At 32.7% G+C, this 19,808-nt stretch carries 18 protein-coding genes and 1 pseudogene; 15 read left to right on the forward strand and 4 right to left on the reverse strand.

Annotated elements, in window-relative coordinates; all coding sequences use genetic code 11:
- Positions 1 to 254: 254 nt before the first annotated feature.
- Positions 255 to 1,712: a S8 family serine peptidase gene (locus tag ACSR9O_RS10605; protein ID WP_491724360.1), complete on the reverse strand. Its 1,458-nt coding sequence runs from the start codon at positions 1,710 to 1,712 to the stop codon at positions 255 to 257.
- A gap of 202 nt (positions 1,713 to 1,914) precedes the next feature.
- On the opposite strand from ACSR9O_RS10605, the gene ACSR9O_RS10610 reads away from it, so the two are divergent.
- The 3 genes from ACSR9O_RS10610 to ACSR9O_RS10620 all read left to right on the forward strand — a co-directional run bounded on the left by ACSR9O_RS10610 (position 1,915) and on the right by ACSR9O_RS10620 (position 3,873).
- A complete protein-coding gene (locus ACSR9O_RS10610) occupies positions 1,915 to 2,124 on the forward strand; it encodes a hypothetical protein (protein WP_057276960.1) in 210 nt (69 codons plus the stop codon).
- 403 nt (positions 2,125 to 2,527) lie between these two features.
- The gene (locus tag ACSR9O_RS10615) at positions 2,528 to 2,776 is read left to right on the forward strand and encodes a hypothetical protein (RefSeq protein WP_491724361.1); all 249 of its coding nucleotides are present in this window, start codon (positions 2,528 to 2,530) and stop codon (positions 2,774 to 2,776) included.
- Between the two features lie 947 nt (positions 2,777 to 3,723).
- The gene (locus ACSR9O_RS10620; RefSeq protein ID WP_094246623.1) at positions 3,724 to 3,873 is read left to right on the forward strand and encodes a hypothetical protein; all 150 of its coding nucleotides are present in this window, start codon (positions 3,724 to 3,726) and stop codon (positions 3,871 to 3,873) included.
- 33 nt (positions 3,874 to 3,906) lie between these two features.
- Here ACSR9O_RS10620 and ACSR9O_RS10625 read toward each other — a convergent pair whose 3' ends face one another.
- A complete protein-coding gene (locus ACSR9O_RS10625; RefSeq protein WP_397330305.1) occupies positions 3,907 to 4,173 on the reverse strand; it encodes a hypothetical protein in 267 nt (88 codons plus the stop codon).
- A 1,007-nt stretch (positions 4,174 to 5,180) separates the two neighbouring features.
- Between ACSR9O_RS10625 and ACSR9O_RS10630 the strand changes: the two genes are divergently transcribed.
- The 7 genes from ACSR9O_RS10630 (at position 5,181) to ACSR9O_RS10660 (ending at position 11,313) form a co-directional block, all read left to right on the forward strand.
- Entirely contained in the window at positions 5,181 to 5,615 is a 435-nt protein-coding gene (locus tag ACSR9O_RS10630) for a GNAT family N-acetyltransferase (protein WP_491724362.1), read from the forward strand.
- A gap of 182 nt (positions 5,616 to 5,797) precedes the next feature.
- Positions 5,798 to 6,337 carry a GNAT family N-acetyltransferase gene (locus ACSR9O_RS10635; RefSeq protein WP_101226095.1) on the forward strand — a complete coding sequence of 180 codons (540 nt, stop codon included), beginning with the start codon at positions 5,798 to 5,800 and terminating at the stop codon, positions 6,335 to 6,337.
- A gap of 1,267 nt (positions 6,338 to 7,604) precedes the next feature.
- A complete protein-coding gene (locus tag ACSR9O_RS10640) occupies positions 7,605 to 8,114 on the forward strand; it encodes an ankyrin repeat domain-containing protein (RefSeq protein ID WP_101226092.1) in 510 nt (169 codons plus the stop codon).
- Between the two features lie 105 nt (positions 8,115 to 8,219).
- Complete coding sequence (locus ACSR9O_RS10645) at positions 8,220 to 8,672, forward strand: hypothetical protein (protein ID WP_491724363.1); 453 nt, start codon at positions 8,220 to 8,222, stop codon at positions 8,670 to 8,672.
- A 155-nt stretch (positions 8,673 to 8,827) separates the two neighbouring features.
- Positions 8,828 to 9,262, forward strand: coding sequence for a hypothetical protein (locus tag ACSR9O_RS10650; protein ID WP_491724364.1), 435 nt, complete (start codon positions 8,828 to 8,830; stop codon positions 9,260 to 9,262).
- A 634-nt stretch (positions 9,263 to 9,896) separates the two neighbouring features.
- On the forward strand, positions 9,897 to 10,676 hold the full coding sequence (locus ACSR9O_RS10655) for a CPBP family intramembrane glutamic endopeptidase (protein ID WP_491724365.1): 780 nt from the start codon (positions 9,897 to 9,899) through the stop codon (positions 10,674 to 10,676).
- Positions 10,677 to 10,866: 190 nt separating this feature from the next.
- Positions 10,867 to 11,313 carry a hypothetical protein gene (locus ACSR9O_RS10660; protein ID WP_491724366.1) on the forward strand — a complete coding sequence of 149 codons (447 nt, stop codon included), beginning with the start codon at positions 10,867 to 10,869 and terminating at the stop codon, positions 11,311 to 11,313.
- 181 nt (positions 11,314 to 11,494) lie between these two features.
- Here ACSR9O_RS10660 and ACSR9O_RS10665 read toward each other — a convergent pair whose 3' ends face one another.
- Both ACSR9O_RS10665 and ACSR9O_RS10670 read right to left on the reverse strand, forming a co-directional pair.
- On the reverse strand, positions 11,495 to 12,124 hold the full coding sequence (locus tag ACSR9O_RS10665) for a YczE/YyaS/YitT family protein (protein WP_491724367.1): 630 nt from the start codon (positions 12,122 to 12,124) through the stop codon (positions 11,495 to 11,497).
- 2 nt (positions 12,125 to 12,126) lie between these two features.
- Positions 12,127 to 12,822: a YjjG family noncanonical pyrimidine nucleotidase gene (locus ACSR9O_RS10670; RefSeq protein ID WP_402937807.1), complete on the reverse strand. Its 696-nt coding sequence runs from the start codon at positions 12,820 to 12,822 to the stop codon at positions 12,127 to 12,129.
- Positions 12,823 to 12,899: 77 nt separating this feature from the next.
- On the opposite strand from ACSR9O_RS10670, the gene yeiL reads away from it, so the two are divergent.
- From yeiL to ACSR9O_RS10695, 5 genes and pseudogenes are all read left to right on the forward strand, one after another.
- Positions 12,900 to 13,571 (forward strand): transcriptional regulator YeiL, encoded by a 672-nt coding sequence (yeiL, locus tag ACSR9O_RS10675; RefSeq protein WP_491724368.1) that lies wholly within the window; start codon positions 12,900 to 12,902, stop codon positions 13,569 to 13,571.
- An 862-nt stretch (positions 13,572 to 14,433) separates the two neighbouring features.
- Positions 14,434 to 14,775: a PadR family transcriptional regulator gene (locus tag ACSR9O_RS10680; RefSeq protein ID WP_056527747.1), complete on the forward strand. Its 342-nt coding sequence runs from the start codon at positions 14,434 to 14,436 to the stop codon at positions 14,773 to 14,775.
- Positions 14,772 to 15,584 carry a permease prefix domain 1-containing protein gene (locus ACSR9O_RS10685; protein ID WP_491724369.1) on the forward strand — a complete coding sequence of 271 codons (813 nt, stop codon included), beginning with the start codon at positions 14,772 to 14,774 and terminating at the stop codon, positions 15,582 to 15,584. Before ACSR9O_RS10680 ends, ACSR9O_RS10685 begins: the two co-directional genes overlap by 4 nt.
- A 1,289-nt stretch (positions 15,585 to 16,873) precedes the next feature.
- On the forward strand, positions 16,874 to 18,646 hold the full coding sequence (locus tag ACSR9O_RS10690) for an amidohydrolase (protein ID WP_491724370.1): 1,773 nt from the start codon (positions 16,874 to 16,876) through the stop codon (positions 18,644 to 18,646).
- Between the two features lie 174 nt (positions 18,647 to 18,820).
- Positions 18,821 to 19,228: pseudogene (locus tag ACSR9O_RS10695) on the forward strand (FMN-binding negative transcriptional regulator); the annotation flags it as partial.
- Between the last annotated feature and the right edge of the window lie 580 nt (positions 19,229 to 19,808).

Genomic DNA, 19,808 nt, shown 5'->3' on the forward strand with positions numbered 1-19,808 from the left:
ATTAAGCGATAAAACAAAAAAATCCCAACAATTAAGTTGGGAATGAATTTTAACTGGTGAGTTGTGATAATTAGAATATGGCTTCACGCATTTTATGTGTTTCTGTTTTTTATATTTCGGGCATATAGTTTCTTTGTTGAGCAAAGAAACCTTATTTTATGGATATATTCATGTCCAATTACTGTTCGTGTTGCAGATTCTGATCAAGAATCTTCCTTGTACTTTTAATATTTCATCTTATTTTGAAACATAAGCTACTTCTTTATATTTTCTAATGCTCTATAAGCATTTGCTTCTCCTGAACCAAATAAAGCATCTTGTCCTTTCTTTCCATAGTCAACAGCTGTTTGCTTAATGCGCGCTGTTACTTGGGCAGGTTTATAATCCGGATGAGCTGCCTTAATAACTCCTGCAATTCCAGCTACTTGAGGAGTAGCCATGGAAGTACCAGCATTAAACTCATATGAAGTACCTAAATAGGTAGGCCAAGTACTTAGGATTAAGTTACTTGGATCAGCCGCCGCAGGATCATTGGTTTCTGCATATTCAGGCCCATAATCTCCTCCGGGAGCTGCCACGTCAATAGCACTGTTTCCATAATTAGAGTAGAAAGCAAGCTGTTGAGTGGACCATTTTGTGGAGGCAGACACATTAATGACTCCTGGCATTTGTGCTGGTACCACAGTTGCAGGACCTTTCACGCTCATTCCATATGGTTCATACAATTTGTTTAAAAATTCGTTAACTTCCTTCTTGTCATCTAAATTTAAACTTTCATTACCACTACCGGCTACTACAGTTACTCCATTCTTTACTGCATATTGAATTGCCCTCTTCCATAGTAACGTTTCAGCGACTGATTTATAACTTTCTCCCTCAATTGTCATTTTGTTATTATTATAGAAACGAAGAGACATATTAATAACATCTACCTTGTCATTTGTTGCTGCAATTATTCCATCTATAATCCAAGTTGGTAATCCAAGGGCTTGCTCTGAGTATAATACGCGATAGGATCTGATTCCTAAATCTGGTCCTACACCCTTTACTTTACCATTTGCTCCAATGATACCGGCAACGTGAGTACCATGCCCATTGCGATCTTTTATATCAGTAGGATCACCTGTTTCAGATTCATCCATTCCAGCAGGAACAAGATTACGTCCACCTATTATATTATTCTTTAAATCAGGATGAGACTCATCAATTCCAGTATCAATCACTCCCACCACTGCTTTATGAGTAATACTGCCATCGTTATTTTTATATCCGCCTGTTTCTAAATCATATGATTTCCCGTCGTTGGTCACCCTTTGAATATCCCATTGGGAGTCCCAATAGCTCTCTGAATTTTGCTGGCTGATGATACTAGATCCATAGTTATAAGGGCTGACTGCAGATTTGTTTAAGGTTAGGGGAATTTCTCTGTTAGCAGCTTCTATTGAAGAATTACCTTTTAGGTTTTTAAGAAAAGAAGGCTCGTCAGATTGAGCTTCTATTCCTCCAACTTCGGGAAGAACTTTGGTTACTTTACCACCAGCTTTCCGTATTACCTCTTGATAATTCTCTGGTAATCCACTTTTAAAAGCTATTGCGTATGTGTCATTCATCTCCTGATTTTGACTCTTAGCTTGGGTAGGATCACCACCAACGGATAGTATCCCTGCTCCTACTGCTATCGAAAGTACCGTATGTAGAATTTTCTTTTTCATATGTCTCCTCCTATATAATGGAAAATATTAATCATATACTATCTTAATATACAACAACTTAAATTCCAAGTTTTCCTAATAAATCTATTATTGAAATTGGCAGCTCTTTTTCTTATGGAACTAAAGGGGCAGGTTAGTTGCATAAGGAGTATGAAATATATGGTAAAATTTAGGTATCGACTTTTTGATTGGGGGAGGTTAAATGCAATACTTTGTACTTGCATTAATTATCGGGGTGATTATTTTTACTCTTTTTAGGATGTTTAAGAAGAATAAAACAATACCAAGTAATCAATATACACCTATTGATGACATCAATAATGGATTAGTTCGAAATTACTCAAGCGAACCTCAAGAAATAGAGTCAAGAAAAGAAATACCTTATGAAGAAGTTGATAAAAAGAGTGATTGAAATAAAGCACTATTCAGCTAACGGGTGCTTTAGCTTAAGATCGGAGCTGTCTTTAAGGCAGCTTTTTCTTTATGGAACTATCGGGGCAGGTTATTTGGATTACCTGCCAAAGAATAGGAGTGGTTTGTATTATGGCAATAACAAAGAAAAGATTCTTCATTAGTTATATAGTGGGTTTCATACTCATATATATTGCAAACTCTGGTCTACAATACTTCAGGGGGCAAACGATAAATTGGTTAGGGAATTTAGCATACGCATTCTGTTTCGTAGTATTTCATTCACTTTTAAGTTGGTTATGGGGAGATTTTTATAAGAAAAAAGCCACTATGTGATGGGGATTTTTGGTTATTTTAATTTTTATCCTCAGTTCATATTTGATAAAGGGCAGGAGGACACAAAATTGAAAAAGTTCTTATTATCATTATTAGTTGGAGTAATAATAGGAGGAATAATTTGTTGCGTTTTTATGGATTATGAAACTTCCAACTATGTAATTCAAGATTTTAATGGTCAGGAAGAGAAGGAAATTAAAGAGTGGGACTTTATGTATATCACACAAGCTGGTATCATAATTTTAGCCATCACTCTATTACTTTATTTCTCTTGGGGCGTAATGGCAAAACGGATGGATAAAGATCAAAAAATGTAAATATTTATATTTTTTAGTATGATTCACCAACTCCCGCTGGACTAACTGCAATTGTAATTGAGTCTGAAGAATTAACTCCTTCTAATATTGTGCCAATTAAAGAAATAAATAAAAAAATCTTGTTGAACTAACGTATGCTTTACTTCAATGCTAAGAGCTGATTAGCAGCTATTTTTCTTATGGAACTAAAGGGGCAGCTTAGTTCAAGAAGGTATTATTTTAGTGTATAGTTATTCCAATGAAGAATGAGTACAAAATCAATCAGTATTATTTAATAATTGCTGCTAGGTGTAAAAAATGGGAGTGACTCTATATTAAAAATAATCCAATGTTACTTCTTTTTTCTTTTCTATTTATTGTCATTTTTGGATTTTGGTTAAGAAAAAGGATTCTTTCATTCGATTTAAAAAATAAAAGTAAATTGTTCTTCATATTGGGTAACTTTGAGTTAATTGGTGGAGTTCTTATTGGTGTAGGATTACTATTTATTGTGATTTTTCTCTAAGGTGTTAATTCAAAAAAGGGTGCGTTAACTGAAGATCGGAGCTGTCTTTTAGGCAGCTTTTTGTTATGGAACTAAAGGGGCAGTCATCGAGAACGTAATGGTTATTAGCATTAAGAACCATTTAAAAGATGGAGTAGACTTAGATTGTTTTAATATTTTAAACCTTATTTACCGAACAATTGGCATTTATAAGAGAGCTGAACAAACAAGAAATAGAATTATTGAGGCTTATGCAGAGTGTCAAGGCATTTTATTTTGATTATAACAATGAAATGAATACCATTTGGCGATGAATTATTTTACTAAGTTTTAATGTTTTTACTGATATATATGCAAAGTTAGCAGTACACTAATAAAGTAATAAGGTTTACTTCAGTAAAATAAGGTATATTATATTTGTTGAATAGATTTTCTTTAAAGACAAGCAAAGTAGGTGAACAAAGTGGGAAAATATCAATTGGATACCAAAGGTAAGGTAGCTGTGACAAAGTTTCATGAAAAACAGACGCCTGCCAAATTTGATAAAAAGCAGCATCTTGAAAAAATACGTGCGGAGTATTTGAAAAAGAAGCAAAAACAAACAGATAAATAATATGAATGAAAACATAGGAAGACTAAAATCTCCCTATGTTTTTCTTATTCGAAGTTCTTTTTTCAATTGATGATAGAGTTTATTATTCCCATAAATTTCAGATTCGGTGACAAAAAACTCGTCATCAGATATCCATTCCTCACTAAAAATTTCAGTAGCAGAATCAATAGACCAGCCGTTATTTTGGATACACCAGTAATCTCCAGCAGAAATTTTTAAAACATTTGGATACTCACTTGGCTTAGGTAGCTGAATAAAAAGATAAGTCTCGATCTTTTCAGCAAGATACTTTCTCAACACCCCACAATCAAAGGAAGTAAGGGAATACCAATGCGCTGAATTTCCTTCTAATAACTTAAAGGTAAACCAATGAGTAAACCTTTAAAAAACCTACTATATCAACGTTTATAGGTTAAAAGGTTTACAGGTTTACGCAATTCTTTATATAAAAAAATAGATAGATGATGAGTTAGAGTTAGCCTTAGTCAAAATTAGCTTATCAATCATCATTAGAAAGTTTGAAAATCGCTTAGAATGGTTTTCTGAACACACAAAGCTGATTAATAAGCATAGATGGAATGTAGCAAGCTACCAGCGTTTAGCTTAATAGCTTTTATTGCTAGTAGTTTTCTTACCACAGCAAAACATTTCTGATGTGCTCCAATAAAAAATAAAGCAACGCATTCCAATATAGAAACGGCTGCTTTAATTCATACTTTCAATTTTACGCTTGACGAGTTTTTTATAAAAATGGTTACGGTTTTGGTTACGTTTCTAAATGGTTGTAAATCAATTCTAGTCAATTGCGATAGTTAAGAAACATTGTATTCATCGTATGAACTAATATAGAATAATTTAAAATAATTGGAAAAATATACCTCAATTAAATAACATGCAATCTATTAAATTGTTGATATATCAATGTTTCTAACGTATTTTTTGATGAATTTATAAACTTAGTTACGTTTTTGATTACGTTTTTCCCAATTTTCTGTATATTGTGTAAACACAAGAAAATAGGTAAGTTATTCATCGTTCAAATATATACAGGCTATTTTTTCAAACCTCTTACTTATGCTGCTAACGCATGCTTAACTTCTTTATAGGGCTGGAAACAGCTCCATTTTCTAATGGAACTAAAGGGGCAGGATAGTTGAATAAGAATATATTAAAAAACTGAAAACCATTCTAATGAAAAGAATGGTTTTTGTATTTATCCCTTATGATATATGTTATTATTTGGAATATTATATCATTTATCAATAGGGATGTGAATATTGGTGGTAGTCAGTATCAAAAAGACCAAATTGAATGAAGTCGAAGATTTATTAGCTATACAAAAAGAAGTTTTTGCAGAAGATTATGCCTTATATGAAGACCACGATTTAACCCCTGTAAATGAAACGGAAGCAAAATTAATCGAAAACATTGAGCGTTTTTTTCATTACACTATATTGTCGGGCAATGCTATTATTGGAGCAATAGATATTCGCCCTTTGGATGAAAACCGATTAAGATTAAGTAAATTATTCTTAAGAAATGAATTTCAAAATAAAGGACTTGGAAGTAAGATAATCAAGTTAATGGAGTCCGAATTTCCGTTTATAAAAGATTGGAGCTTATATACTCCTTATTTAAACAAAAGAAATCACCATTTTTATGAAAAGCTAGGTTATATAAAAATAGGTGAAGTACAAGTTACTGAAAAACTCCAGTTATTTAAATATGAAAAAAAATTATAAGAATATATATGTTTTTCTTCTCTTCTATAAGAGCTGTCTTTAAGGCAGCCTTTCTTTATGCAACTAACGGGACAGTTTAGTTGAAGAAGCGTAGTGTAGACGAACTGTGCAAAAACAAATACTCTTTGCTGTTGATAGATAGTATATAGTGAAATATATTCCATTAAGGAAGGGGATTAATTGTGTTTTCCAGTGAGATGGTCTATTTAAAAGAACTTAATTTATCAGATGCTGAAAATTTACTACAATTGCTAGTGGAAAATAAGGATTTCTTTGAACCATTCTCAATAAAACGTCCATCTAACTACTATTCTTTAGAAAAGCAAAAGGAATTAATAATAACTTGGGAACAAAAATCAAAAGAAAATATTAAATACCAGTTTGGGATTTTTCTAAAAAAGAATGATGCACTAATAGGAACTATCAGCCTTTTTGAAATTATTCGCGGTCCCCTTCAAAGTGCAACGATAGGTTATTACTTAGATCAAAAAAATAATGGTAATGGTTACACTACAGAAGCTGTTAAATTGGTTGTAGATTATGCTTTTAGAACTCTTAATTTACATAGGATTGAGGCTGGAGTTATGCCACATAACATAGGTTCAATACGTGTTTTAGAAAAGGCTGGTTTTCATAAAGAAGGAATTGCAAAACAAAATATAAAAATAAATGATCGTTGGGAGGATCATCAGGTATTAGCCATAATAAATCCCAACGATTAATATTCATTGTCTGCCCGTCTTTCAATTTGATTTTCAACCACTCAAATGCAGATGAGTGGTTTTTTCATTTAATGTACAGTTGATGTAAAATTCTACAATCGGTCTTCTTCAACTAACGGGTGCTCTACTTCATTATCAGGAGCTGATCAGCATCTCCTTCTCTTATGCAACTATCGGGGCAGTTTAGTTGAAGAACAAACTGGGGTTTTTTATTTGTTTTACTAGTTTGGAGAGTAGCCTATAATTGCTTTTATATAAGAAGTAGTTAGAAAGAGGTTTATATGTTTCAAAATTTTTTTGAGAGAACGTTTATTTTAATATTACATATCGTAAAATTGTTAATTATATTAGTATTGTGCTGTGCTGGTATTATTATAGGTGCTGTAATATTAGGTATTATGGGTATTGATGTACCTAATATACAACTAATCTTAGATATAGCATCAGTACCTTTTTTTGTTTTTCGACCATAAAATTGTCGAAAGAATAATAAGCATAATCTGCTTTTTTCTTTCTGTTTTAATATATTTTCAATTAAGAAAAATGAAGAAATAATTCAATGTTAAGCTAACGAGTTAAACATTTGTCTTGTTCAACTAAAGGGTGTGTTAGCTGAAGATTGGAGCTGTCTTTAAGGCAGCTTTTTCTTATGCAACTATAGGGGCAGTTTAGTTCATTAAGATGATATAATAAAATTACAGTTATTAAATGTAAGTACCTTGTTCCACTAACAGTAGCAAGAGTTGAAGAATATATGAGTTAATTTAACATTATCACTTTAGGAATTATAATTGAGGTGTAAGAGTAAATGGAATTATATCCTAAACGAACTGAAAAATATAAAAGGAAACAGCCTCCAGGCATTTTGTTTTTTTTTGGAAGTGTTTATCTATTAACTGAATTACTTCCTATCCATTATAGGAACATATGGACAGCATTGGGTGTATCCTTGGGTATATCTCTTATTATTATTACTCTTTCTGTGGTTATTGATAGAATAAAGGGTTGGTATTATACAAAGTGGATTGTGTTTATTCTTATTTTTATATTGGGTGTAGGTTTATATATCTTCAATGACATAAATGGGAATTGAAATACCACTATTCTAATTTAACTAACGGGTGCTTTAGGTTAGGATCGGAGCTGTCTTAAAAAGGCAGTTTTTTTCTTTATGCAACTATCAGGGCAGGATTGTTGAATTAACTGCAATCACCCTAGAGGCTACATTAATGATGGGTTAAAATTAATTAGTTTAAGGGGGAAACCTATGAAAAGAAGAATTAGAAAAAAACTTAAAAAGAGGATTAGAGAAGAATTAGTCAGAGCCATTTACGAAGGTCATTTTGGAAAAGTGAAACGGTTAGTACGAAATGATTCAGATGCAAATAACAAAGATGAGGATGGGTGGGCTCCACTCCATTGGGCAACACAAGAATGCCAAAAAGAGATTATTCTATTCCTTTTATCTATGGGAGCTAACATCAATACCAGGGATAATTACGGTTTTTCCCCTTTGTATCAAGCAGCCTCTGAAGATCGTATAGAACTAGTGGAATTTTTGTTAAATAACGATGCCAAAATTGATATTAGGTCTAGCGATGGAACTACTCCATTGATTATAGCTAGCTGCTACGGGAATTTAGAAACAGTAAAGTATTTAGTGGAAAAAGGTGCAGACATCAACGTTAAAGAAGATGAAGGAAATACTGCTCTCTCATTTGCGGAGCGATTTGGAAACGAACAGGTAGCATTATTTCTAAGAGAACAAGGTTCATAATGAATTACTTGAATTTACAAATATACAACAAACGGAGACTTTTCTTAATGAACTAACGGGTGCTTTTACTTCAATAAAGGAGATTTAATTTAGGGGGAAAAATACTTGATAGCATTACTATTACTTCTAATTTATATCGTATATAGAATTTATAAATCCAAAAGACCTTTAACAAAGTTTGAACATTTCTATGACAAAGCTTTTTATCTTGAAGAAAAAAAGGAATATGAAAAAGCTCTTGATCTAAGAAAACAAGCATTAGAATTAGATACACTTACTAATCTGGAACGTGCTGAATTAAATTTAGCTAATGCCAGAATGTATTTAAGGTTAGAACAATGTAAAAAGGCAACTGATTACTTTGATATATCATTTGAACTAGCAAAAGAAGAAAAGTTTCCTTACTCTAAAGGGTTTGACGAGGTAGTTGAAGCTTATTTGCAGGCAAATCGTAAAAAAGATGCCATTGAATTAGTAAACAAGATGTTAGAAAGACAAAGCTACGATAAGAAATTTAAAAAATTACAATCCATAAAAGAAAAACTAAAATCAGTTTAAAAGACTACCATATTCATTCCTAATTCAATTAGGGGGGAGCTAAGGCAGCCTTTTTCTTATGGAACTAAAGGGTTAGTTAAAGAAGTCTAATAAATAAAAGGCATAATTCCTTTTTATTTTATGTATAGCAGAGGTATGTTAGAGGTGGTGGTTAAATGAAGGAAGATTACCCACGACAAGGATTAAGAATAAGATGTGAACAAGGCGTCTATCCAGAAGTTAGAAGGGCTTGTCTAGAATTTGCAAAGTGGTTAAGGATAGAATTTGAATTTCCCATTCGAGTTGTTGTATATCTAAAAAAAGATTATCAAATTAAAAGTAGGTTCGATAAAGAATTAGTATCGGGTACATTTTTTGGTCCTTTTGACAAAAGTGAAGAACCATATATAAGAATAGCTACTGGTGACTATTTAGAATTATTGGCGGAGAATGGGCAAGATGATGCACTTGCAGCTATTCTTGGTACTATTGCCCACGAGGTGGGACATTATTATCAATGGATTGATGACCTTGAACTTGATGAAGAAGGGGCAGAAAATAATAGTGAATATATGATTGATTTGTATGCTGAGACTAGAGACCATCCGTAAACGATTTAGGCACTTTGTTATTAAGCTAATGGGTGCTTTACTTCAAAAAGTGGGGGGAAATCTATGAAAATTTCATATTTTAGGAACCTGAACAATACTGAGAAATATGTTACAAATAAAAAGCAACTTAAATATAATCTTTTGAACACCGACGAACTAAGTATTTGCTTTGGTCTGACAAGACAATTTGAATTTGATAGTAGATGTCCTAATGCTAATAGACCAATTATTAAAGGGACCGTTATCGCCACAGCTTCTTACCAAAGAGATAGAACGATAGGTATTCACTGAAATTCCTTATGTAACTAACGGGTGCGTTAGCTTAAAATCGGAGCTGTTTTTAAGGGCAGCTTTTTCTTTATGGAACTAACGGGGCAGTTTAGTTCAAGAGTGCTGTTTGATCTTTGTTCAACAATTGGGCCATATTGTTGAAGAAACTTCATAAAGTTAAACCCTTAATGGGAAATCAATTTATCTTGGTTATTCAAGAATCGGAGGTGCAATTCTTAAATAAAAGAAATTACAGTTTAATCCAATTTCGGATTTTATGTTAAGATAATTCTTGTGATTAAGTTTGTTGCAAACTGAATAGAAAATTTTAATAAAATAAGTTTTGATTGAGGGAGAGAAAAATTTGTCTAAATTAAAAAAATATCTATTTTCAACTTTTTCAATCACTTTTCTTTCTTGGGGAATGATTGCTGTTTATACGCAAATTGAAAATATTCCTTTTGGTTCATCAATTGCTTTATATATTCTTTATATTTTAGGTGTAATAGGGCCTGCAATCGCTGGTATAACCGTTAGCAAAAGGTCTGATTCAAAAGAAGATTTTAGTATGTTTTTAAAGAGTTGTTATCAACCACCGAAAAATTTAAATTGGTATTTATTTATTATCGTGATCGTTTTAGTTTTTTCTTTACTTCCGTATTTCGTAGTCGGAGGAGAACAAATTGTACCCGTTCAATATATACTTTTACAAATTCCTATTTTTATTTTAATTGGCGGTTTAGAGGAAATTGGATGGCGGGGGTTTATGCTTCGAGAATTGAGAAAAAGAATACCTGCTTTAACAAGCACATTACTCGTAAGTATTGTTTGGATTTTTTGGCATTTGCCATTGTTTTTCATAATTGGAACTTATCAATATGAATATTTGAATATTCCTGTATTCTCCATAAGTGTTATTTCTTTTTCCTTTCTTTTATCAACTGTTTATTACAAAACAAAGAGTATATTTCTTTGTATTATGACACACGCTTTTTGTAATAGTGTTCTCAATGTGTTCGTTAGCAATCAATCATTATTAGGAGGAATTATAGCATTAGTTTTTTCTTTATTCATCTACTTGCTATTCGCAAACAATCGCAACCGATCATTAATAATGAAAAAAGTTGATACATATATTGAATAATCTATTAGTAGCAATCTCTTATTCCACATAAGGGCGCGACTCTTCAATAAGAATCGCTTTTCTTAATGAACTAACGGGTGCGTTAGCTGAAGATCGGAGCTGTCTTTAAGGCAGCTTTTTCTTCTGGAACTAAAGGGGCAGGTTAGTTTAAAATAATTACATACAATTTTAAGACAGAGAGGTGAGAAAAATGAGTTTTTTAAAGGGCTGTATAGGGGCTTATCTAACTGTAGTTATTTATTTTTTTATTGATAATAGCTTAGGTTCATACCGAACTCTATCCTTTCATAATTTCTATTTAGGAGTTAAAAGTTTCACTTCTAATTTACCAGGGATTATTTTTTTTGGTTCGTACATAATCATACCAGGGTGCTTATTAGGAGAGATGCTTTATAACAAATATGTAAAATCAAAAAAAATCATAACAGGTGTTATTTTATTTGGTTTATTGGGTGTAACTTACGGAACAATAATTTTAATAATCGAAGGTGGTGGTTTTAAATCTGACACCTCGTTCTTATCTTTAGTTTATACAATTACAATTATTGGTTCTATTTTGTTTTATTTGTTCAGAAGACCTTCGCATAAAGAAGAGAAAAAATTAATTTCTTCTTCAGCTAACGGGTGCGTTAGCTGAAGATCAGAGCTGTCTTTAAGGCAGCTTTTTCTTATGGCACTAACGGGGCAGGTTAGTTTAACTGTAGTGTTACAAAAAAAATTGATCATTTAGAATAAAGTTCGATAATTTATATTAAAGTTTGATAAAAATAACCTCTTTGGATTCTCAACCGTAAGAGGTTATTTTTTAGTTATGCTATTTATTGAGTTTGGGGTTTCTGTTGATAGTTTTTAAATTTCAATCGTGTATATGAAATAATGCCGGACAATAAGAAGAAGCTGATAATCGTTCCTTCACGAATATTGATTGGTAAATTGTATAGTAGTGATATTGTTATTGATAGAATAATGGAGAATAAATCGACACAATATCTGTATTGAGAGAAAGGGCGTTTTGTTAATTCAGCTATTCGTAAACATAAACTTTCAATAGGAAAAGGAATAATATCTAATGATAAAATAATGCCTATTGTTCCACCGGCTAGTATCGCACCGAAAATAAATAGTCCGATTCTTACTAAATAATTCTCTACGTAAATCGTACCGAAAATAGTATAGAGGAAAAAATTAATAACCATTCCAAAGAACAAGATGGAAATGAACATCAAAGTAAATTTTCTAAAATCCTTTTTTTCGCATAGGCAGATATAACCGAATAGAAAAATGAGATTTGCAATGAATGTAATTGTGCCAACTTTGATGGAAGTCCATTCAGATATTGATAAATTCATCGCATTAAAACTGCTGACACCAACATCAGCTTTTAATGTAAGACTAATGCCAATAGCACTTACTATATAGAGTAGAATCGATTGAATTACTTTTTTCATGATTATTCCTCTAATAAGTCCATTATTTGCATTAAATTTGGTATCGTATATGTGCTCTTAGGTGAACATGATTTAGGCATGCTTCTCTTAGGGTTAAACCATACACAATCAATTCCGACATTGATAGCTCCTTGAATATCCGATGTTAAACGATCACCTATCATTAGGAATTCTTCTTTACGGCTTGTATGCAGGGCATCAAAAATATAGTAAAAGAAATGGGGATTCGGTTTTTCATAACCAATTTCTTCGGAGATAAAAAGTTGTTCAAAATATCCTTGTAGCTTGGCACCTCCTAATCTTTTTCTTTGAGTCTTTCCTACACCGTTTGTTCCAATATATAATTTATAATCTTGCTTACTTAAAGCATTTAATAATTCATGTGCATGGGTAACGGTCTTATGTCCTTGGTTTAAATGCTCACGGTACATAGCTTCAACCTTTGCTCCGTTTTCATCTATATGAAATTCCTTCAAAAAAAGTGAAAAACGCGTTGTCAGCACTTCTTCACGAGAAATCAAGCCTTCCTCTAATTGATGCCATAATCCATCATTAATGCGCTTATAACATGCAATTGTTTGTTTGTTATAGGGCAACTCGTACAGCGTAATAATTTGTTTTAAAGCCTTTTCTTCTGAATCTTGAAAATCAAGTATCGTATCATCTAAGTCAAAAATAATATGTTTGTATTTGTTCATTCCTATCCACCTCTTGGTAGTAATATATCGAAAGGAACAATATAATAATAGGAGATATCTCATATTGAGGTGATAAAATGGAAAAAATCAATTTGAAGGATTACGCTGAAAATTTTGTGGATATATATAATGATATTCAAGAAACTTTTCCGAAAGCAGTTTTACATCAGGCTTTTATTTGTAAGTTTTCTTCTAATGAATATATAGTGCGCTTTGATGAAGATATTCAGTACTTATTTTTATTATTGGATGGGCGGGCAAAAATATATATAGTACACGAAAATGGAAAACGTGCGCTGATTCAGTTTCTAAAGAAAGATGATTTTATTGGTGAATTATCCTTGATTGAGGTGGAAAAGAATTTAAAAGATGTTGTGGCTATAAATGACTGTACTTGCTTAGCGGTTCCATTGGCTTCATCGAAAGAGCGTCTGTTAAATGACAATCTTTTCCTCCATAATTTATCAAAATATTTAGGTGATAAATTACTTAAAAGAACGGATCATTACACAGCTATGCAGGATTATGAATTCAAAAATCGATTGGCCAAATATATTCTTCAAATAGAAAACGATGGATGCTTTCAAGAGAAGCATACCGAAACAGCAGAATACGTGGGGGTAAGCTATCGACATTTATTATACACACTTAATCAATTCCATGAAGACGGATTATTAGAAAAAAAAGGAAGAAAATATTTTATCATTAATAAAGAAAAGTTAGAAAGATTGAGTTCAAAAAAGGATTAATTTAGTATGATTTGATAACTTGAAATATAAACAAGTTGTTACACTTTTTTCTTATCACAGAAACGAATACTGCTTTGCTAATATACGTTTTCAAATTAAAAAATAGCTAATAGAATATTTACTACCACCATTAAAATTTAAGATTAACCAAATCTTTTGCGTTTTTTCATTCAACCAAAGTCTTTAACATAGCCTAATAAAATAAAAATATTGTTAAGATGAATTAATATTCTGTTTGTGATGTTCCTCACTTAAACTAACGGGTGCGTTAGCTAAAGATCAGAGCTGAGCTGTCTTTAAGGCAGCTCTTTTCTTATGGAACTATCGGGGCAGGATAGTTTAATAAGACTTAGTTCTAGAAGCCATTTATTTTAGATTTTATTAACTCCAGGTATGTTAAAATGAATTAACAATATATGGATAAAGAAAGGAGAGGTTAGTTAATTGAATAAATACATAAAACCATTTTTAGTTTTTGAATGGATCACGGTATTAGGAGCATCAACAGTTGCTTACATTCGTTGGGGTTTTCCACTTTATATTTGTATAGGAATCGTTTTATTAGGTGTTATCCTTACTCTATACTTTTCAAAACGATACGAAAAGAAATCAATTAATAAATCACAATAAACATAGAATCGAAGGATCTCTGATTAGAAGATCCTCTGCTGTTTGAAAAAATGCCTATTCCTTAATGAGCTAACGGGTGCTTTACTTCAATAACAGGGGTTGCTGCGGCAGCCTTTTTCTTATGGCACTAACGGGGCAGTTTAGTTGAAGAAAGAAACTGGAATTTTTTTTAATAAGTACCTTGTATTATATAGTATTTCAATTTACTATTAATAATAGGAGGTGAGAAATTATGGAAGTTAATAAAGAGGTTTTGAAAGGTCATATAGATACACTAATTCTATCGTTAATACATAGCAGGGATATGTATGGTTATGAATTGGCAAAATTCGTGCGAGAAAAAAGTGAAAGTCAATTTGAACTTAAAGAAGGTACGCTTTATTTGTCTTTAAAAAGACTTGAGAAAAATAAATGGATTGAATCTTACTGGGGCGATGAACAAGGACCAGGAGGAAGGCGGAAATATTATAAACTTACACCATTAGGTGAAGATGGTTTCAAAGAAAAGAGATCGGAATGGCAATTTGTAAAAAAAATTATTGATTCGTTTTTGGAAGGGGGAGAAAAAATATGAAACAAATTGAAGCATTTGTAGATGCGCTTTACCACAATATTGGTGGAAATAAAAAAGAAATTCAAGAACTAAAAGCAGAAATGAAAAGTCATTTGATAGAGGCTGTTCACGAATTAAAAGCAGAAGGAAAGACTGAACACGAAGCAATTGAAATTGCAATTGAACGATTTGGCGGAGAGAAAGAAATGCGTTCTATTGTTGGTCAGTTGTTTAAAGCACAAAGAACATTTGCAAAATGGGTACTTTATACAGCATTAACATTCCTTTTAATTAGTTTTATCGGATATGGTATTCTTATTCCACTTGAAAGGAATCAACAAAATGAGAGTTATCAATTTAGTTCACAAATCCTTGATAGTTTAGGTAATACAATAACCGAGCAAGCTAAAACGGATATTCAAAAAATTGTACAAGAAAATGAAAACATTACAGGAGTAACCATTAGTGCTGTTGAAGTTACCAATTATGGTAATGAGACATTTTATACTACTGTAAGCGAAGAACCAGAATATAGTTTTAGAGAAAAACCAATATTTAACCACTTTATAACTTATCGTGCTGATGGTACAGGTAACGAAAATTGGGATGTCATGGTTGAATCAAAAGGTTATGTAGAAACAGCATATACTGCATTGTTTCTAAGTGTATGTATTTTTTGGGTACTGTTTGCAATTTGGGCAATCATTAACGCTTATCATCATAGACGATTGAATGCTGGTTGGGTTATTGCTTTTGCTTTATTCAATCTGATTGGTTATTTGGTTTATTTTTTAGTTGGGAAAAAGGTACCATCTAAAACAATTAGTTGATTTCTTCTTGAACAACGGATGCGACAAAAAGAATGGTCGCCTTTTTTCTTTTTCCATAAGAAAAGATTGTGAAATATTGTACTTAAACTAACGGGTGCGTTAGCTGAAGATCGGAGCTGTCTTTAAGGCAGCTTTTTCTTATGGAACTAACGGGGCAGGATAGTTCAACAAAGGGTCCTACCAGCAAAACGCGGAAAACATACGTTAAGGAAAATTTGTCTATAAATCTATACCAAAAACGGTTCTCGAACTACTATTTTGGTTATTTGTTTTTGGTTTTTCTTTTGGTCATAGAAAATTCTCAAAAACAAGGGTTTATGGTAGTGGTACCGTCAGGAAAATACCCTTAGCGTATGTTTTCAGCGAAATGTTGGTGGTACGCCAAGATGAAGAAATCACTGAAGGAATGGTGCAAATTTCTATGTTGAATTGCATAAATTATGAAGTTCTGAATTAAATATATCTCCATTTTTGGAAAAGATTGATTCCATCTGAAATGTTATTTTGAGAGAAACTCTTAATGATTATATTATTATTTCTATTACTCGCAATTGGTATAAAATTTGCACTTAACCTAAATGTCAGGACTTGCTCTTAAATAATCCTTGATAATTCTCTAATTTAATTATTGAGAGGAGGAATTAATATGAATTCACAACAAAAAAGCTGAAGTTTATTTTTCAAGTATGCTTTTACAGGTCTTATTGATCAAGCTTAACCTGCTTTATTCACGATAAACATGAGGAAATGTCCCGATTATCATCAGTTGGTATGGAACAGCGAGAGGAAAAAGAAGTTTTTCAGTTAGATCTAAGAAAATGGACGTGCACTATGTTTTTGGAACATGAGCGTAAATGACATGGAGTAACATGAAGACGCTCTCACTTTTCAAATGTTAGCTTCAAAACTGATCATGCACTATTAAGACAAAATAACAAAAACCTTTTGATGTTGAAAGATTTGTCTAAAAGAAGTGTCATCATCAGAGATAAAAAGTGAAGGATGAACTAGTTATACGAAAATATTTCCTAGTAACTGGAATAGGTCTCTTTCTGAATGATAAAATAATTTTTTCTTTCATTTTCTATTCTACTAATCTGATAAATGAAAGATATTAATCTAAAAGGAGATATTTATTTAGTTGATTGAAAAAATCAGTAGCTAGACTTGTTTTCTTTTTCATATGATAGAAATTCTTGGCAGATAGTTATAGCTATAGTGAATGCACATAATTAAATTAGGATGTGAATACTCTGAACAGTATCTTACGTAATTCCAAACTTGCATTTTTGATTACAATTCTTTTGCCTGTGTTGATGGTCTTAAATGCCTGTACAAATCAAACAGACGTAACTAAGGAAAAAGATAAAGAAATAGCTAGTGAGGCATCTAAGGAAAAGGCGACACTTGTACTTAAAAACGGTTTTATACATACCGTGGATGAAGCTAAACCTACAGCTGAAGCGATAGCATCCAAAGATGGTGAAATCATCTTTATTGGAAGTATCAAAGATGTGGAAACATATGTTGGGGACGACACACAGGTCATTGACCTAAAAGGTAAGATGGTTTCCCCTGGCTTTATGGATGGTCATATTCATCCTCCAGGCCTATGGATCTCTAAGCTATTTGCAGTAGATCTTTCAAAACTAAAAAGTCATAAAGAATATATTCAAGCTGTCGCTAAATTTAGAAAGAACAACCCTGATGCCAAAATCATTACAGGTACAGGATGGCTAAATGGACAGTATGAACAACCAGATGGTACAAACCCAGGCCCAAAGAAAGAGGATTTGGATGCTGTTGTTTCCGATATTCCAGTAATCCTTAATTCTATCGATGGCCATTCTGTATGGGTAAATTCCAAGGCACTTGAAATGGCAGGTATAACCAAAGATACAAAGGATTCAGAGGTTCCAAAAGGTGGCATGATTGAACGTAATCCAGACGGATCTCCCCGAGGAGTATTACGTGAAGGTGCAATTGATTTGCTCGCTGATGTACGGAGTTTGTTTGAGATTAGTGAGGAGCAGTATAGAGAGGCTTTCTTAGCAATTCAGGAAGAAATGCATAGTTTCGGTATCACTGGAATCATGAACATGTCCGGTAGCGAAATGAGTTTGAAAGTAATGAATCAGCTAGAAAAAGAAGGTAAATTGACTATGCGAGTTGCGACTGCAATTACCTTCGATCCAGGGACCCAGCCAGATAAAGCTGTAAAAACGATTATAGATGCTCGTCAAAAGTACAACTCCGATTGGCTGAAAATCAATACCGTAAAACTGTTTGCCGATGGTGTAACCGAAGGTAAGACTGCACTATTCGTTGATCCATATACAAAGAACGCTGGTATGGGACATAACCACCATGGTGAAGCGAATTGGGAGGCTAAAGAATTTAATCATATGGTTTCCACATTGGACAAAGAAGATATACAGGTGCATTTTCACGCTATCGGTGATGGAGCTGTGAAAATGAGTCTCAATTCCATCGAGAAGGCTATTAAAGCTAACGGTAAACGTGATTCCCGTCATACTATTACTCATATTTCATCTATCCAAGATAGTGACATAACCCGTATGGCCGAAATGGGAGTCATTGCAAGCATGCAACCCTTCTGGTTTTATAAGGATCAATACTATGAGTTGGAAAAGTCAATGATAGGTGAGAAGCGTGCACTTGCAATGTACCCAACCCGAAAGATGTGGGATACCGGGGTAACTATTGCTAGTAGTAGTGACTATTCTCCAACTCCCGATTACCGTCCACTTAACGCTATAGAAACTGGAGTCACTAGAAATAGTCCATATCTAAAAGAACAGGAATCCGATTTAGTTCGTAATTCTTCTCAGGCTCTCACTGTTGAGGAAATGGTTCATTCTTTTACAAAAAATGTGGCTTACCAGATTTTCCGTAATGACCTAGGTAGTCTTAAGGTTGGCAATAAGGCTGATTTTGTAGTTCTTAAAAAGAATATTACCAAAATTGACCCAAAAGACATCTCTGAAACTCCAGTGGTCTACACTATTGTTGACGGAAAGATTGTTTACAAAGGAAAATAAGAATCAATCTTAAAATATATTGATTGTATATTTCCCAAAACTCCTCGAAACATTTAATGAGACATTTAAGCATCAGAATACACCTGAAAATATGAATGCCTATTTGGAAAGGGCATTTAACTTAAAACAATTAGAAAAAGATTTATCCAATATTTCTTCGCAGTTCTTTTTTGAACAATTGAAACCTGTGATGATGTCCTTGTTATGTTTCAGGGGCCGAACGCTTACATTGCTTCTTCTTGGTATGGGCATGAAGAAGTTCCAACATGGAATTATCAAGCGGTCCATGTATATGGTAAAGCAAGCATTTTAGAGAAAGAAGAATTAACAATAATGCTGGAAAAATATGAAGGGAATCGTGAAAACCCTGTTTTATGGGATAAACTTTCTCCCCATCTCTTAGAAAGTGAACTGAAAGGCTTAGTTGGATTTAAGATTAAGGTCGAAGAAATTCAGGCTTCTTATAAATTAAGTCAGCACCAAAACGAAACGGATTATAATAATATCATTGACAAGTTACAAAATGAAGGGGATCTAAATTCGAAGCAAATGGCGGAACTGATGGAAAAGAGAAAGAATTAAAGAACGGAACGGAGCTGTCATATTGACAGCTTCTCAAGATTCTCGATTATTCAAGGTAGAAACGAACAGGTACAAAATACAGATTACCAAAAAATTTCCTTTTTTAATGAAGGTAAACCTAAAAAAATAACGTTGAATGCTACTGCACTAACGTGAGTGTTAATCAAATAAGGATTTACTCTCTTTTTGATAGACAAGAAAGATTGTGAAGAAATACACTTAAACTAACGGGTGCGTTAGCTGAAGATCGGAGCTGTCTTTAAGGCAGCTTTTTCTTATAGAACTATCGGGGCAGGTTAGTGGAATAAAAAGTGAAAATTAATCCATTATTATCTGTATTAAGTTAACTGCATAAATCAGTTGTACAGAGATAATAAAGTTGTTTAATTTGCAATTATTTTGCGGTAATGAAATTAAATATCAAATAAAGGAAATATCTTCCTGACAGTCGAATATTAGCCTAGAACCATAATTAACTATTCCGATGAGGAGGATTCTTGTGCGACCACGACCATTATCTATTGAAAATCCAGAGTATGATAGGTATGTTAGTCTTGTGCCAGATGGAGATATTGAAGAA

It is taken from the genome of Peribacillus sp. B65 (genome assembly GCF_058513295.1).

What these genes read in the sequence shown, in the direction of transcription:
- ACSR9O_RS10605 (WP_491724360.1), bottom strand. Translation starts at nt 1,712, where the DNA reads ATGAAAAAGAAAATTCTACATACGGTACTTTCGATAGCAGTAGGAGCA.
- ACSR9O_RS10610 (WP_057276960.1), top strand. Translation starts at nt 1,915, where the DNA reads ATGCAATACTTTGTACTTGCATTAATTATCGGGGTGATTATTTTTACT.
- ACSR9O_RS10640 (WP_101226092.1), top strand. Translation starts at nt 7,605, where the DNA reads ATGAAAAGAAGAATTAGAAAAAAACTTAAAAAGAGGATTAGAGAAGAA.
- ACSR9O_RS10650 (WP_491724364.1), top strand. Translation starts at nt 8,828, where the DNA reads ATGAAGGAAGATTACCCACGACAAGGATTAAGAATAAGATGTGAACAA.
- ACSR9O_RS10660 (WP_491724366.1), top strand. Translation starts at nt 10,867, where the DNA reads ATGAGTTTTTTAAAGGGCTGTATAGGGGCTTATCTAACTGTAGTTATT.
- ACSR9O_RS10665 (WP_491724367.1), bottom strand. Translation starts at nt 12,124, where the DNA reads ATGAAAAAAGTAATTCAATCGATTCTACTCTATATAGTAAGTGCTATT.
- ACSR9O_RS10670 (WP_402937807.1), bottom strand. Translation starts at nt 12,822, where the DNA reads ATGAACAAATACAAACATATTATTTTTGACTTAGATGATACGATACTT.
- yeiL (WP_491724368.1), top strand. Translation starts at nt 12,900, where the DNA reads ATGGAAAAAATCAATTTGAAGGATTACGCTGAAAATTTTGTGGATATA.
- ACSR9O_RS10680 (WP_056527747.1), top strand. Translation starts at nt 14,434, where the DNA reads ATGGAAGTTAATAAAGAGGTTTTGAAAGGTCATATAGATACACTAATT.
- ACSR9O_RS10685 (WP_491724369.1), top strand. Translation starts at nt 14,772, where the DNA reads ATGAAACAAATTGAAGCATTTGTAGATGCGCTTTACCACAATATTGGT.